This window comes from Gordonia sp. (in: high G+C Gram-positive bacteria) (assembly GCF_049299075.1).
Lineage (GTDB): Bacteria > Actinomycetota > Actinomycetes > Mycobacteriales > Mycobacteriaceae > Gordonia.
The window spans coordinates 1-12,573 of record NZ_JBAQWU010000371.1; the positions used below are offsets into that span (position 1 = coordinate 1).

Consider the following 12,573-nt stretch of genomic DNA (forward strand, 5'->3'; position numbering starts at 1 on the left):
TTCATGCTGAACGTCAAACTGCATACCCGCGACTGGGTCGCCATTTGGGCCGTGGTGCTCTCGCTCTGCCTCCTCGGTTTCTCGTCGTCGCCCGATACCCGCGATTACGCCTCGCACCTGTTCCACTGGGGCCTGCTGATCGCCGCATTCGTGATCGCCGGGATCGGACTGTGGGGCGTCTACAACTTGGGGCGGTTCTCGGCCTATCTCGGCGGTTTCACCGGCGGCCTACAATTCGGTGTCATCGCGGTGGCTGTGCGGGTCCTCGACGGTGTCGCGCCATTCGACCTCGGCGCACTGCTCACCGATCCCGCCGCCTGGGCCATTGCCGTCGCCGGCGCCACCGGCTTCTACATCCAAACCGTCGCCTTGCAGTCCGGTGCGGTCAACGGCGTCACCGCGGTTCTGGTGGTCGGCGAGACCGCCGCCCCCAGCACCATCGGCGTGCTGTTCCTGGGCGACCACGCCCTGCCCGGCCTGGCCTGGCTGGCCATCGCGGCCTTCATCGGCTCAGTGATCGGCGCAATGCTGGTTGCCTACTTCGGCTCCAGCGACCCCGCCCAGTTCGGCGAAGCCCCCGAAGACAACAAGGTCCTGAGTTAGTTCACGGCGGGTGACGAGGCCTGCGCCCAGAAGCGCTTCGGTATCCGGCCCGCACCCGCAGCCAGATGTCCGGCCCGGACCGCATGCGCCATCGCCGCGGCCATCGCCACCGGGTTCTGCGCGCGGGTAACCGCGGTGGCGAGAAGCACTGCGTCGCACCCGAGTTCCATCGCTAACGCCGCATCGCTGGCCGTGCCGATCCCAGCGTCGAGTACCACCGGAACCCCGGCCCGGGCGACGATCATCTCGATGTTGTGCGGGTTGGCGATGCCCAGCCCGGTGCCGATGGGCGAGCCGAGCGGCATCACCGCGGCCACGCCGGTGTCTTCGAGTTTCCGGGCGAGCACCGGATCGTCGTTGGTGTATGCGAGCACGGCGAAACCGTCGGCCACCAGCGCGGCCGCCGCGTCGAGCAGTTCCACCGAATCCGGGAGCAGCGTGCGGTCGTCGGCGACCACCTCGAGCTTGACCAGCTCGGTACCGACCGCTTCGCGGGCAAGCCGAGCGGTCAGCAGCGCCTCGGCCGCCGTATGACATCCCGCGGTATTCGGCAGTATCTGAATGTTCTTCCGGCGCAACAGGTCTAGCAGACCAGTGCCCGACGCCGGGCTCACTCGGCGCATAGCAACGGTGGTCAGCTCAGTGCCCGAAGCGTCCAGCGCGTCGGCCAGCACCGCCAGGTTCGGCGCACCACCGGTGCCCATGATGAGCCGGGAACCGAAGGTGCGGCCGGCAATCTGCAAGCTGTCGTCAGCCACCCTGCACCGCCGTCACGATGTCAACGACCGAATCGGCTGGCACAAGCTCACTCCAGCGGGACTGTGGGCGCACCATCCCGTCGATCGCCACGGCAACCCCGCAGTCGGGCAATCCCAGGTGCGTCAACAACGCGGTCACATCGGGCGCACCCTCCAGGACGACCAACGCTCCGTTGACGGTGACCTTCACCGCCGTTCTCTCGTCACTCATGCCGTATTCCTCTCGTAATCCGCTGGGGAGCCAAGGAGTTTGCGCACCTGCTGCGCCGTTCCCGGCGACAACGCAAAGCCGTTGCGGCCGTGTCCGGCGGCGACGATAGTGCGGTCGTCGAGGCGCCGGACGATCGGTAGTCCGTCGTCGGACATGGGGCGGATCCCGGCCGACACCTCGACGAGTTCATAGGTGCGCAAGCCCGGGAACAGCTCGCAAGCATCGGTAAGCAAGTCCGCGACCCCGCCAGCTTGTGGACCGCGGTCAGAGTGGTCGTACGACTCGTATTGGGTGGCGCCGAGCACCAACCCGCCGGGTCGCGGCACCAAATACACGTTGCGTCCGTGCCACCGGCCGCGGATCACATGCCGCGGTGGCGGCACCGATTCGGCGGTGCGCCGCAGACGCAGGATCTCACCCTTCTCCCCGCGCAGCCCCGGCAGCCCGCCCGGTACCAACGACGACGACTCCAGCCCCGCAGCGATCAGAACTTGGGTGGCCTCGCCCGCGAGATCGGCGACGTCGTCGACGCGGCGCTCGACCAGTTCGGCACCGGCGTCGACGAGTCTCCGACGCAGTGCAGCCAGGAAGGCACGGTTGTCCACCGCACCCTCGCCGGTCAGCCGGTAGCCGCCGGACGGTGCGCGGGTCAGCGCCGGTTCCCGGGCACGCAACTCGCTCGCCGACTGCGCGACGATTCTCGCGCCCGGCAGCCGCGCCTGCAGAAAGGCCACCGCGTCGTCGAGGTAGGCGCGGTCAGCGGCCGAACCGGCGATCAGCAGAGTGTCGTCGGCGACGACGATGTTCGGATCATTCAGACGAGCCAGCAGTGCGGGCCAGCGCGCCACCGACTCGGCGGACAGCTCGAGGAGCGCGTCGTCACCGGGGCCGGCTTCGCCGAGGCAGCCGAGCATGCCGCCAGCGACCTGCGCGGCGCGGCGCTGCGGTCCGTCGTCATAGATCCGCACGCGCCAGCCGTCGTCGATCGCGGCCAGCGCACAGGTCAGCCCGACGGCTCCACCGCCGACGACCGTCACTTGCGCGCCCACTCGCCCTCCCTTCGCCGGCATGACCCGGAGCAGGTTCAACGGTCTCGCGGCGGCAGCCCGCGGTCTCAGCCCGGCGATCCCCCGGGCACCCGTGTCGTTTCTCTGCTCTAGCCTAGCGGCCATGGAACTTCGTCAGCGGCTGGCCGACTCCCGGTTGTACCTGTGCACCGATGCACGGCGCGAACGCGGCGACCTGATCGAGTTCGTCACAGCGGCCCTCGAGGGCGGTGTCGACCTGGTGCAACTACGCGATAAAGGGTCGCCCGGCGCCCGCGAATTCGGCGCCCTCGAGGCCGCCGAAGAGCTGGACCTGCTGGGCCGCCTGCGCGAGGTGACGCGTGCGGCCGGCGCTCTGCTGTCGGTCAACGACCGCGCCGACATCGCCGCCCTTGCCGGCGTCGATGTGCTGCACCTCGGGCAGGGCGATCTGCCGCCGACCGCCGCCCGCCGCATCGTCGGTCCCGACATGCTGCTCGGGCTGTCCACGCACGACGACGCGCAGATGCGCGCCGCCGCGAACAACCCCGACATCGACTACTTTTGCACCGGACCGTGCTGGTCGACGCCCACCAAACCGGGCCGCACCGCCACCGGACTGGGCCTAGTCCGCGCCGCCGCCGGTGCCACGACCAAACCCTGGTTCGCCATCGGCGGGATCGACGAGGCGCGGGTGCCCGAGGCGACCGGCGCGGGGGCGACGCGCATCGTCGTCGTGCGGGCCTTAACCGCAGCGTCTGATCCGGCCGACGCCGCCCGCCGCCTACGCGCCGCCCTGCCGCACTGACGGACAGTTTGCTGCGCCGCCGGATCCGCGTAAGCTGGCGGACATCATGACGTGCACGCTTCTAGTAACCCGCCGCAGCGGGGTCTGATTCGACCGACCCCCCGCTGCGGGTTCGTCGTCTCCACATTATTTTCGTCGGTCACCAAAATTTCGACCGCAAAGAAGCTTCCCGATGCCCAGTATTACCATTCACCGGCCACGCTGTGATCGTGACCATCAGACGTTCCGCCGACAGCCGCCGAGCTGGTTCCCCGCGGATAGCGATCACATGACCACCGACCACTTCGAGGGCACTTTTGCCCCGCGCGGCACCATCGCGCTGCAACAGCTCGATACCCGACCCGGCCCCGGCGACACCGTCTGCTGTGCCGCGACGCTGACCGTCGACTCCCGCCCCCACCACCTGAAAGCCGAGGCGTTCGGCACCATCGGCGCGATGAGCGAAATGCTGTACGACCTGGACGCCGGAGTCGAAATCGTCTCGCTCTATCACCAGAACGACGGCACCCAGATCGCCGCGTACCTGCAGTGCGAGCGCAACGGGCAGCAGTGCTGGGCATACGGGCGGGCCGCCACCGGCGACGAGGCGACCGTCCGCGCGTTGATCTCCGCCGCCAACCAACTGGTCTGACTTGGTCAGCGCAAGCGATTGCGCAGCGTCGGCCAGGCGCGGCCGAAACCCGGGTGCAGGGGAAGGTCGTCGACGTCACCCTCGACCACCCAGCGCAGTTCGGCCGATTCGCCGTTCGCCACCGTGACCACCGGCTCGGGCACGCGCGCGATCACCGTGGTGTAGGTCCAGCCGCTGACCGCCTCGTGGGTCACCTCCGACTCGAGCACTTCGATCACCGAACGGTCGATGCCTGCTTCCTCTTCGGCTTCGCGAATCGCGGCGTCCTGGGCCGACTCGTGCGAGTCACGCGCACCACCGGGCAACCCCCACGTCCCACCCTGATGCGACCAGACTGCGCGGTGCTGCAGCAGCACCGCGACGCCGTCGTCGCTGCGCGTGCTCAGCAGCAAACCGGCGGCGCCGTGGCGACCCCAATAGCGTGCGCCATCGGGGTCAAAGACCCAGCCGTCCCCATCTCCGCGCACGTGCGCCCCTCCTGGTGCCGACAGGTTGGTGACTCCCATTAGGGAAATTTCCTCCCCACGGTACCGGGTGCCCCGAGTTTTCCGGCCATGACGACTAGTCTTGGCCACGGGAGGAAGGCGGAACGTGAGCGGCCCTCAAGCGTCGGTTCGGGATGCGCTGACCCATGCCAGTCGCGCGGTGCTGCCCGAGTCCACGCAGGCCAATCCGCGCCTACGCCAAGTGATCGCCGACCGGCGGGAAATCGCCGCCATGACCCGCGATCGGGTGAGCTCGCCGATCACGGCGTTCAAGTTCTATGCCCTCACCACACCGGGGAAGCTGGTGGTGATCATGATTGTGATGACCCTGGCCTGTGTGCTCACCGGGTGGTACTCGTCGTCGACGCTGAACACCCGCAGTCAGACCCTCGAATCGCTGATCGATCGGAGTGAGCCGCTGGCCGAGTCGGCCGAAGTGCTCTACAGCTCGCTCTCGGTGGCTGATGCGGCAGCGAACTCGGCGTTCATCTCGGGTGGTCGAGAGTCGCCGGAACTCCGGCGCGTCTACGCCGATGCCATCGCTAGCGCCGGAGTCGCCCTGATCGCCTCCACCGACGGCGGCGGGGCCACCTCGACCAGTACCGCCGCGGCGCTGTCGGTCCGGACAGATTTGGAGACGATGGCCGTCCAGATCCCCACCTACACCGGCGTGATCGAGACAGCCCGCACAAACAATCGCTTGGGTAACCCAGTCGGTTCGGCCTATCTCGTGCAGGCCTCGACGCTGATGCAGGACGAGATTCTGCCTGCTGCACAACGCATCTACGACAGTCGTTCCGCCGCGATCTCCGAACCACAGCGCACCCTCACAGTGCCGCCGTGGGGCGTGTACGTCGCACTGTTCGGCACCATCTTTATGCTGCTCGCCTGCGGTCGGTACATCGCTCACCGCACCCGCAGGCACTTCAACGTCGGCCTTGTGCTCGCCGGAATCGCACTGGGTGTGGGCACTGTGTGGCTACTGATGGCTGGCCTGATGTCGGTGGCCGCCGCCAACACTGCGAAGAGCTCGGGCGCCGAACCACTGCATGAGTTGACGACGATGCGGATTCTGACGCAGCAGGCTCGATCGGTGGAAACGTTGGGGTTGATCCGCCGCAGCGATCCCGGCACCGGGGATCGGAACTTCCAGGCCGCCATCGAGCAGATCCGCGGCAAAACCGCAGCCCTGCTCGCCGAACATCCCAATGAGCCGGGCCTGCACGATCCGCTGCTGCGTGTGCAGGACTCAATCACCCAGTGGGAACGCGCGCACTCCGAAGTCAGCAGCCGCCTGGCCGCTGGCGACTTCACCGCCGCCCGCGCCCTGACGATCGGCGTCGGATCGATCAGTACTGCGACCGGGTACAACGAGGTCGACGCCGATCTGCTCGGCGCGATCGAATCGACCCGGTCGACCTTCCGCAACAGCATTCACAATGCCCAACGATTACTCGGCTACACCGGCACCGGTATCGGCTGGCTATGTGTGGCCGCGGCGCTGGCCAGTATCGGCGGCCTGATACCTCGCATTCGGGAGTACCGATGACTGCGCGCCGAAGTCGACTGCTGATCGCCGGCGCCGCGACGCTCGCCGCGATCCTCGCCGGCTGCTCGGCCACCGAGCTCCCTCCCGGCACGCCGCCCACCACTACCGCCGTAGTGCCGACCCCGCCCGGAGCGTCGTTCGGAGCGCCGCCTGCGGAGGGTGTCGAGACGCAGTCCTGCGATGCGATCACCAGTTTGCGTCCAATGTCTCCGCTGCCCACGGCCGGACAGATGCCCGAGGGCTCGACAATGGCGCGGATCGCATCGCGTGGGCGTCTCGTCGTCGGTACCGACACGGGCAGCAATCCGCTGAGTTTCCGCGATCCGATCTCCGGCGACATCCGCGGTTTCGACATCGACGTTGCGAGCTGGATCTCCGAGGCGATCTTCGGGAGTGTGAAGATCGAGTACCGGATTCTCGGCACCGGTGACCGGATTCAAGCGCTGCGGGACGGCAATGTCGACATCATCGCCAAGTCGATGACCATCACTTGCGAGCGCCGTGAGTCGATCGATTTCTCCGCACCGTATTACGTTGCATCCCAACGGGTTCTGGTGTATCGCAACTCGGGCATCGAGAGCGTCGCAGGGCTGGCTGACAAGTCCGTATGCGCAGCGCGGAACTCCACGCCGATCACCCGGATTCAACGCCAGGTACCTGACGCCAAACTGGTCACGACCAACACCTGGGCGGACTGCCTGGTGATGATGCAGCAGGGCCAGGTCGATGCGATCGTCAGCGATGAGCCGCTCCTGAGCGGTATCGCCTCGCAGGACCCGTGGGTGCGGATCGTCGGCCAGCCGATCGGCATCGAGTACTACGGCATCGGGATCCCGCAGGGTGCGAACGACATGGTGCGCTTCGTCAACGGCGTCCTGGAACAACGCCGCGCCGACGGCAGCTGGCAACAGGCGTACAACACCTGGCTCTCGCCACTCGGCCCGGCCACCCTTCCCCCGACGTCTTACCGGGATTGACTCATGACCAAGATGCCCGACGACGATTACGTGCCAACGCAGGCCACTGCGCCGCTCACCTATATCCGCGCGCACCCCGAGGTCGACAGCGGGCCCGCCACCCAGGCCGCTCCCGGCGAGCACTTCGATCCGTTCGCGGGGGAATCCACGCCATCCGGTCGCACCGACTCAACGCGCACCGGACCGACGCACCGGCGCCGCCCAATGAACCCCGTGCACGATCGCCGACTCGGCGCCGACCTGGTGCAACTGCCCCCGATGATCGACATCGATCCGGAGGACGCCGTGCTGGCAAACCCGATCATCGTCGAACACAAGCGGTTCTGCTGGAACTGCGGTAAGCCAGTGGGCCGCGAGTCGGGGCCGAACACCGGGCCGCTCACCGGCCATTGCCCGAACTGCGAGGCGCGCTATTCGTTTGTGCCCGGGCTGGAGCGCGGCACCATCGTGGCCGACCAGTACGAGATCGCCGGTGCGATCGCCCACGGCGGACTCGGGTGGATCTACCTGGCGGTGGACCACAACGTCTCCGACCGACCCGTGGTGCTCAAGGGCCTGCTGAATTCGTCGGATTCCGCGGCGCGCGCGGTGGCGATCGCCGAGCGTCAGTTCCTCGCCTCGGTCAACGATCCAGGCACGGTCAAGATCTACAACTTCGTCGAGTACACCGACGACGACGATCGCCAATTCGGCTACATCGTGATGGAGTATGTCGGCGGTCATACGCTCAAACAGCTCACGACCGCCGCGGACGGCGCCAAACTCAACCTGCCAATCGAGCAGGCGATGGCGTACATCCTTGAGGTGCTTGCGGCCGTCGGCTACCTGCATTCGATCGGTCTGGTCTACAACGACGTCAAGCCGGACAACATCATGATCACCTCCGACGAGGTGAAGTTGATCGACCTCGGCGCGGTGTCGGCGATCAACGGTTACGGCCACCTGTACGGCACGCCCGGATTCCAGGCACCGGAGATCGTTGAGACCGGCCCGCAGGTGACCAGCGACATCTACAGCATCGGGCGGACTCTGGCAGCGTTGACGCTGGACTTGCCGATGGAGCAGGGCCGCTACGTCGACGGTCTGCCCTCACCCGAGACCACGGACCTGTTCGCCGCGAATCCGTCGTACTACTACCTGCTGCAGCGAGCCACCGCGACCGATCCGGCGGAGCGTTTTCAGTCGACCGAGGAGATGACGGGCCAGGTGCTCGCGGTGCTTCGCGAGACGGTCGCACTGCACACGGGCGTGCCGCGGCCCGCGATGTCAAAGGTATTCACACCGCAGCGGTCGACCTTCGGCACCAACCTGATTCTGGCGCCGGTCGACGGATTCTTCGATCCGGGTCAGGCCGCCAATCCCAACCCCGCCGACATCACGCGGGCCTTGCCGGTGCCACTGGTGGATCCGGCCGATCCGGCGGCTGGCCTGCTCAGTTCGGCCGCGCTGACCTACCCTCGGCAGGTGCTCGACAGTATCAAGGTGGCCCGGATGGACGGCTTCCCCGGTCTGGTCTCCGAGGACGACGGTACCGCCGGTCCGTCGGGCAAAGAGCTGATCGCCGGGTCCGTCGAGGTGGACTTGGCCGAGGCGCGCGCGCACCTGGAATTGGGCAACCTGGACATCGCGCTCCGCCTACTCAAGGAGATCGGCGAGAAGCATGGCGATTCGTGGCGGGTGAACTGGCACCTTGGCATCTGCGCGCTGCAGGAGGGTGACGCCGAGCTCGCGTACGAGCGATTCCACACGGTCCTTGAGTCGCTGCCCGGCGAGGTGGCCCCGAAACTTGCGGTCGCCGGGACGGCGGAGCTGATCGGCTATTGGCTTAACGACCAGGAAAGCCTGTCCAACGATCAGGTCGCGCAGGTGGAACACTGGTTCGACATCGCCCGACACCAATACCACGACCTGTGGCTCACCGATCACGCCATCGTCACCGCCGCCTTCGGTCTGGCGCGCATGCTGATCGCCGACGGCCGGTACACCGACGCCATCGACCCCCTCGACGAGGTGCCGACCACGAGCCGCCACTACGGCGTGGCCCAGCAGAGCGCCATCGTCTGTCTAGTGCACGGACGACCACCCGGCGAGGTGGAACGCGAGGAGCTTTTCGAGGCCGCTGAACGCCTGTCTAGTCTGCGTGATGAGGACGGTCGGCTCGGGCGCCTCAAACTGATCGTGCTCGGCACGGCACTGGGCTGGGTCGAGGCGCACCTCGAGGAGCCGGAGGCGGGCGATGCTGCCCCTGCCGAGCCAGAGAGTTTCCTCGGTTATCCGTTCACCGAACACGGTCTGCGCGCTGGCACCGAGCAGTCGTTGCGTGAACTGGCCCGGCGTACCCGCGACAATCGGGCACACCGCTTCATGCTCGTGGACCTGGCGAACCTGGTCCGACCCGCCACCCTGTTCTGACCCTATTCGTCACTCGGCGGGGCCCGCGCGCGCATGGGCACTCGCTTCGGACGCACCCCACGCTCCGAGGCGGACGCGGACCGTGACGGCGACCAGTAAGTCCTGTCCGTCCAGGGTGCAGCGCTGCACCTGTGGCGCACCGTCCTGGGCCGCGGCGATCGAGCGGGCGCGGGCACAGGGGTTGGCTGCACCGTGGACGGCAGCGATCGCCCCGGCGAGCGCAGCCAGATCGGCAGCGTGCTGTGCCCGGTGGCGGGCCAGCACGGCGGCGCCCAGGTAAATCACCATCAGCAGCAGTGCAGCGAGGCCCGCGATCGCCAGCGCGGCGGCGATGGTCGCCGAGCCGTCGTCGTCAGTCCACAGTCGATGCCGCTGCCGCATTCGGTTCGACGGCGGCGACGCTGCGCGCGGAGATGTCGAGCAGCGGGAGGAGTGGGATCTTCGCGACCACCGTAGCGACCACCTGGTCACCCTGCGTTCGCACCTCGATCCGCGCACCGGACGGCGCCACCCGGGCTCCGACCGCGGCCGCTTGGGTATCCCCAACCGCCGCGAGCCGGGCCACTTCACGGGCCGCATCGGCGCAGCGGAGCTGAGCCACCACCCCGCCGATCGCTCCCACGCCCAGGACCACGAATGCGGCGAGGGCCGCGAGGGCATAGGCGGCCTCGACGGTCACCATCCCGGTCTCGTCCGCCGCAAGCCGTCGCCACCATGGCTGGCTCATCCCACCGACGTGGACAGTGCTTTGCTGATGATCCCGGTCAGCGCGGACACTACATTTTCACCAGTGACCACGCTGTACAGGATCGCGCCGAAGGCTGCTGCGGCGACCGTACCCAGTGCGTATTCCACGGTACTCATGCCGCTCTCGTCGCTCATCAGCCGGGTTGTTTCCGCTCCTGCCCGGTCCAGCAGCGACCGCCCAAAATTGTTCGACCCCATCGGATTCCCCCTGTGTTGTATGGATGCTCGTTCTTTAGACGCATAGCGCCGCGATCCGGTTCCCCGACACGCCGACCCCGGCCCGAACCGCCCGCGCAGGTATCACGCGCCCTCCACCGCTTCCCGCGCCGTCCGGCCACTCGGGCGCCCGCCCCGGAGGTCGCCGGAACCGGGAGCGGCGGCGCGAGCAGCGGAAGGGCGTGGGAACGGTCACCATTGGCTGAGCATGCCGTCGGCGAGGCCAACCACGACGGGCACGATGCCGAGGCAGACGAATGCCGGAAGGAAGCAGAGGCCGAGCGGGCCACTGATGGTGACGCCAGCCCGTTCGGCCCGGGCCAGTGCCTGCGTCTGGGCAGCAACCCGGGTGGCCTCGGCCAACCCGGCGATCGCTTCGGCTAACGACGATCCCGCGCGGGCCGCGCGGCGCGCGAGCATGGACAACTCGCCGAAGCTCTCGTCCGGCTTCCCGCCAGACGACCACGCCTGGGCCGGGTCGGCACCGAGGGCGAGGAGCTCGGCGGCCCTCATCAGAGCTCCGGCCAACGGTTCCGGGGCCCGATCGGCGGCCACCGACGCGGCCACCCCGACCGGCAGGCCGGCGCGCAGACAGACCGCCAGGAGATCGTAGGCGGCGGCGATCGCGAAGGGATCTGGCTCACGAGCCGTCCGCCCGATCCAGCGCGGTTCCCCGTGAAACAGCATGTCGAGTCGCCCCGGCCGGTCCCGGCTGGTCACCCGCGTCAGGGCCGGGCCTGGCACCGGCCACACGGCCAGTGCCACGGCGATCGCGATCAGCGCAATAGTCATCGCGCAGCCCGGGCGACGATCGCGTCCGCCCAACGCACTCCCGCGGCGGCTAGGGTCACTCCGAACACCAGCAACATCGATCCGATCGGCGTACCGAGCAGCACCGCCACCGGCCGCGCACCGATCAGTTGCCCCAAGCCGAGTCCGAGTAACGGCAGGCAGGCGAGCACCGTAGCAGTGGCCCGCGGTCCGGCGAGGGCCGCCTTTGTTCGAGCGGCAAACTCTTTGCGCTGCACCAGATCCCGGCGCAATGCCTCCAGCAGATCGACCATCGGCAGCCCGTGTGCCGCCGACACCGTCCACGCATCGGCCAGCCTCCGCAACCCGGGTAGCTCCTCGGAAATCACCGCCGGATCCACACCGCCACCCAGTTCGACATGTGCCGCGATGCGCCCTAGTTCGACGGCGACCACCGAATCGGCATCATCGAGCTCCGCCGCGGCCACTCGGCAGGCAGCGACCAATGGTGCGCCGACCGACATCTCCGCCACCACCACCCCGAGTGCCCGAGCCAGATCAGCCTCGCGGGAATCTCGGGAGGCCCTGGCTGATGCCGCTCGGTGGCGCGAAATCACTACCGCGGCAACAATCCCCATCGCAATACCCGCACCCATACCGACAACCGCCCCGACAACCGGAACGATGGCCAGCACCATCACGATCACTCCAGGGCGGACTCGGCGCCGAGCAGGCGCACCACCTAGAACCAGCACCCGGCGTGCTGCCGTCGCCGACGGCCAGCAGAGCACCGCCAGTGCCACCAGCACGACACATCCGGCGGTCATCATCGCGACCACATGGTCCGGATCGACACCATTCCGTCACTCGCCCGCTGCACCGTACCGATCTCGGCGAGCCCCCGCCGACCGTCCGGTCGCCGCGCTACCCCGAGGACTACATCGAGCGCCGCACCGAGCTGACTGTGTAGCGCGTCACGACCCATTCCACCCAGTGCGGCAAGCGCTTCCATGCGCGCGGGTACCTCGGTCACAGAGTTTGCGTGCAGCGTCCCCGCGCAGCCCTCATGCCCGGTGTTGAGGGCAGTCAGCAGGTCGATCACCTCGGCCCCGCGGACCTCACCGATCACGATCCGGTCCGGTCGCATCCGCAGCGCCTGGCGGACCAACGTGCGCACGGACACCTCGCCGACACCTTCGACGTTCGGCGGCCTAGCCACCAGTCGCACCACATGCGGATGCTGGGGATCAAGCTCCGGCGCGTCCTCCACAAGCACCAGACGTTCACGCGCATCCACCTGCCCCAGAAGGGCATTGAGCAGCGTGCTCTTACCAGCACCTGTTCCGCCAACCACGAGGAACGCCCGCCGCTGCGCGACCACGTCGCCCACCAGGTCCCGTA

The 12,573-nt window shown here is 68.0% G+C and carries 15 protein-coding genes, 1 pseudogene and 1 riboswitch; of the genes and pseudogenes, 6 read left to right on the plus strand and 10 right to left on the minus strand.

The annotated features are described in order from the left end of the window. Positions 1-603 (plus strand): annotated as a pseudogene (locus WAW85_RS11605) (EamA/RhaT family transporter); the annotation flags it as partial. Here the strand turns inward: WAW85_RS11605 and WAW85_RS11610 are convergent. The 3 genes from WAW85_RS11610 to WAW85_RS11620 form a co-directional block, all read right to left on the minus strand. Further along, positions 600-1,361 (minus strand): thiazole synthase, encoded by a 762-nt coding sequence (locus WAW85_RS11610; protein ID WP_422559763.1) that lies wholly within the window; start codon positions 1,359-1,361, stop codon positions 600-602. The pseudogene WAW85_RS11605 and the gene WAW85_RS11610 sit on opposite strands and share 4 nt — an antisense overlap. Then, positions 1,354-1,572: a sulfur carrier protein ThiS gene (gene thiS / locus WAW85_RS11615; protein ID WP_422559764.1), complete on the minus strand. Its 219-nt coding sequence runs from the start codon at positions 1,570-1,572 to the stop codon at positions 1,354-1,356. The genes WAW85_RS11610 and thiS overlap by 8 nt, the downstream gene beginning before the upstream one ends. Then, the gene (locus WAW85_RS11620; protein WP_422559765.1) at positions 1,569-2,621 is read right to left on the minus strand and encodes an FAD-dependent oxidoreductase; all 1,053 of its coding nucleotides are present in this window, start codon (positions 2,619-2,621) and stop codon (positions 1,569-1,571) included. Before WAW85_RS11620 ends, thiS begins: the two co-directional genes overlap by 4 nt. Further along, positions 2,610-2,724: riboswitch (TPP riboswitch) on the minus strand. It overlaps the preceding gene by 12 nt. Before the next feature lie 18 nt (positions 2,725-2,742). Between WAW85_RS11620 and thiE the strand changes: the two genes are divergently transcribed. Together thiE and WAW85_RS11630 are read left to right on the plus strand one after the other, a co-directional pair. Then, positions 2,743-3,405 carry a thiamine phosphate synthase gene (gene thiE / locus WAW85_RS11625; protein ID WP_422559766.1) on the plus strand — a complete coding sequence of 221 codons (663 nt, stop codon included), beginning with the start codon at positions 2,743-2,745 and terminating at the stop codon, positions 3,403-3,405. A gap of 268 nt (positions 3,406-3,673) precedes the next feature. Then, on the plus strand, positions 3,674-4,036 hold the full coding sequence (locus WAW85_RS11630) for a hypothetical protein (RefSeq protein WP_422559767.1): 363 nt from the start codon (positions 3,674-3,676) through the stop codon (positions 4,034-4,036). Positions 4,037-4,041: 5 nt separating this feature from the next. On the opposite strand, the gene WAW85_RS11635 is transcribed toward WAW85_RS11630, so the two are convergent. Continuing rightward, the gene (locus WAW85_RS11635) at positions 4,042-4,503 is read right to left on the minus strand and encodes an NUDIX domain-containing protein (protein WP_422559768.1); all 462 of its coding nucleotides are present in this window, start codon (positions 4,501-4,503) and stop codon (positions 4,042-4,044) included. A 124-nt stretch (positions 4,504-4,627) separates the two neighbouring features. On the opposite strand from WAW85_RS11635, the gene WAW85_RS11640 reads away from it, so the two are divergent. The 3 genes from WAW85_RS11640 to WAW85_RS11650 are packed head-to-tail and all read left to right on the plus strand — an operon-like array spanning position 4,628 to position 9,459. Beyond that, complete coding sequence (locus tag WAW85_RS11640) at positions 4,628-6,070, plus strand: hypothetical protein (RefSeq protein WP_422559769.1); 1,443 nt, start codon at positions 4,628-4,630, stop codon at positions 6,068-6,070. Next, the gene (locus WAW85_RS11645; RefSeq protein WP_422559770.1) at positions 6,067-7,047 is read left to right on the plus strand and encodes a glutamate ABC transporter substrate-binding protein; all 981 of its coding nucleotides are present in this window, start codon (positions 6,067-6,069) and stop codon (positions 7,045-7,047) included. The genes WAW85_RS11640 and WAW85_RS11645 overlap by 4 nt, the downstream gene beginning before the upstream one ends. A gap of 3 nt (positions 7,048-7,050) precedes the next feature. Continuing rightward, a complete protein-coding gene (locus WAW85_RS11650; protein ID WP_422559771.1) occupies positions 7,051-9,459 on the plus strand; it encodes a tetratricopeptide repeat protein in 2,409 nt (802 codons plus the stop codon). Between the two features lie 9 nt (positions 9,460-9,468). Here the strand turns inward: WAW85_RS11650 and WAW85_RS11655 are convergent, their stop codons facing one another. From WAW85_RS11655 to WAW85_RS11680, 6 genes are all read right to left on the minus strand, one after another. Next, positions 9,469-9,840 carry an Rv3654c family TadE-like protein gene (locus WAW85_RS11655; RefSeq protein WP_422559772.1) on the minus strand — a complete coding sequence of 124 codons (372 nt, stop codon included), beginning with the start codon at positions 9,838-9,840 and terminating at the stop codon, positions 9,469-9,471. After that, on the minus strand, positions 9,812-10,186 hold the full coding sequence (locus WAW85_RS11660) for a TadE family type IV pilus minor pilin (protein ID WP_422559773.1): 375 nt from the start codon (positions 10,184-10,186) through the stop codon (positions 9,812-9,814). The genes WAW85_RS11655 and WAW85_RS11660 overlap by 29 nt, the downstream gene beginning before the upstream one ends. After that, positions 10,183-10,404, minus strand: coding sequence for a DUF4244 domain-containing protein (locus WAW85_RS11665; protein ID WP_422559774.1), 222 nt, complete (start codon positions 10,402-10,404; stop codon positions 10,183-10,185). Before WAW85_RS11665 ends, WAW85_RS11660 begins: the two co-directional genes overlap by 4 nt. A 210-nt stretch (positions 10,405-10,614) precedes the next feature. Next, complete coding sequence (locus WAW85_RS11670; protein ID WP_422559775.1) at positions 10,615-11,214, minus strand: type II secretion system F family protein; 600 nt, start codon at positions 11,212-11,214, stop codon at positions 10,615-10,617. Further along, positions 11,211-11,999 carry a type II secretion system F family protein gene (locus WAW85_RS11675; RefSeq protein WP_422559776.1) on the minus strand — a complete coding sequence of 263 codons (789 nt, stop codon included), beginning with the start codon at positions 11,997-11,999 and terminating at the stop codon, positions 11,211-11,213. Before WAW85_RS11675 ends, WAW85_RS11670 begins: the two co-directional genes overlap by 4 nt. After that, the coding region (locus WAW85_RS11680; RefSeq protein ID WP_422559777.1) for a CpaF family protein at positions 11,999-12,573 on the minus strand (575 nt) is incomplete at its 5' end. The genes WAW85_RS11680 and WAW85_RS11675, both read right to left, overlap by 1 nt.

Coding starts and splice junctions, on each gene's coding strand:
- WAW85_RS11670 (WP_422559775.1), bottom strand. CDS start 11,214: ATGACTATTGCGCTGATCGCGATCGCCGTGGCACTGGCCGTGTGGCCG.
- thiE (WP_422559766.1), top strand. CDS start 2,743: ATGGAACTTCGTCAGCGGCTGGCCGACTCCCGGTTGTACCTGTGCACC.
- WAW85_RS11660 (WP_422559773.1), bottom strand. CDS start 10,186: ATGAGCCAGCCATGGTGGCGACGGCTTGCGGCGGACGAGACCGGGATG.
- WAW85_RS11630 (WP_422559767.1), top strand. CDS start 3,674: ATGACCACCGACCACTTCGAGGGCACTTTTGCCCCGCGCGGCACCATC.
- WAW85_RS11655 (WP_422559772.1), bottom strand. CDS start 9,840: ATGCGGCAGCGGCATCGACTGTGGACTGACGACGACGGCTCGGCGACC.
- WAW85_RS11675 (WP_422559776.1), bottom strand. CDS start 11,999: ATGACCGCCGGATGTGTCGTGCTGGTGGCACTGGCGGTGCTCTGCTGG.
- thiS (WP_422559764.1), bottom strand. CDS start 1,572: ATGAGTGACGAGAGAACGGCGGTGAAGGTCACCGTCAACGGAGCGTTG.
- WAW85_RS11645 (WP_422559770.1), top strand. CDS start 6,067: ATGACTGCGCGCCGAAGTCGACTGCTGATCGCCGGCGCCGCGACGCTC.
- WAW85_RS11665 (WP_422559774.1), bottom strand. CDS start 10,404: ATGGGGTCGAACAATTTTGGGCGGTCGCTGCTGGACCGGGCAGGAGCG.
- WAW85_RS11650 (WP_422559771.1), top strand. CDS start 7,051: ATGACCAAGATGCCCGACGACGATTACGTGCCAACGCAGGCCACTGCG.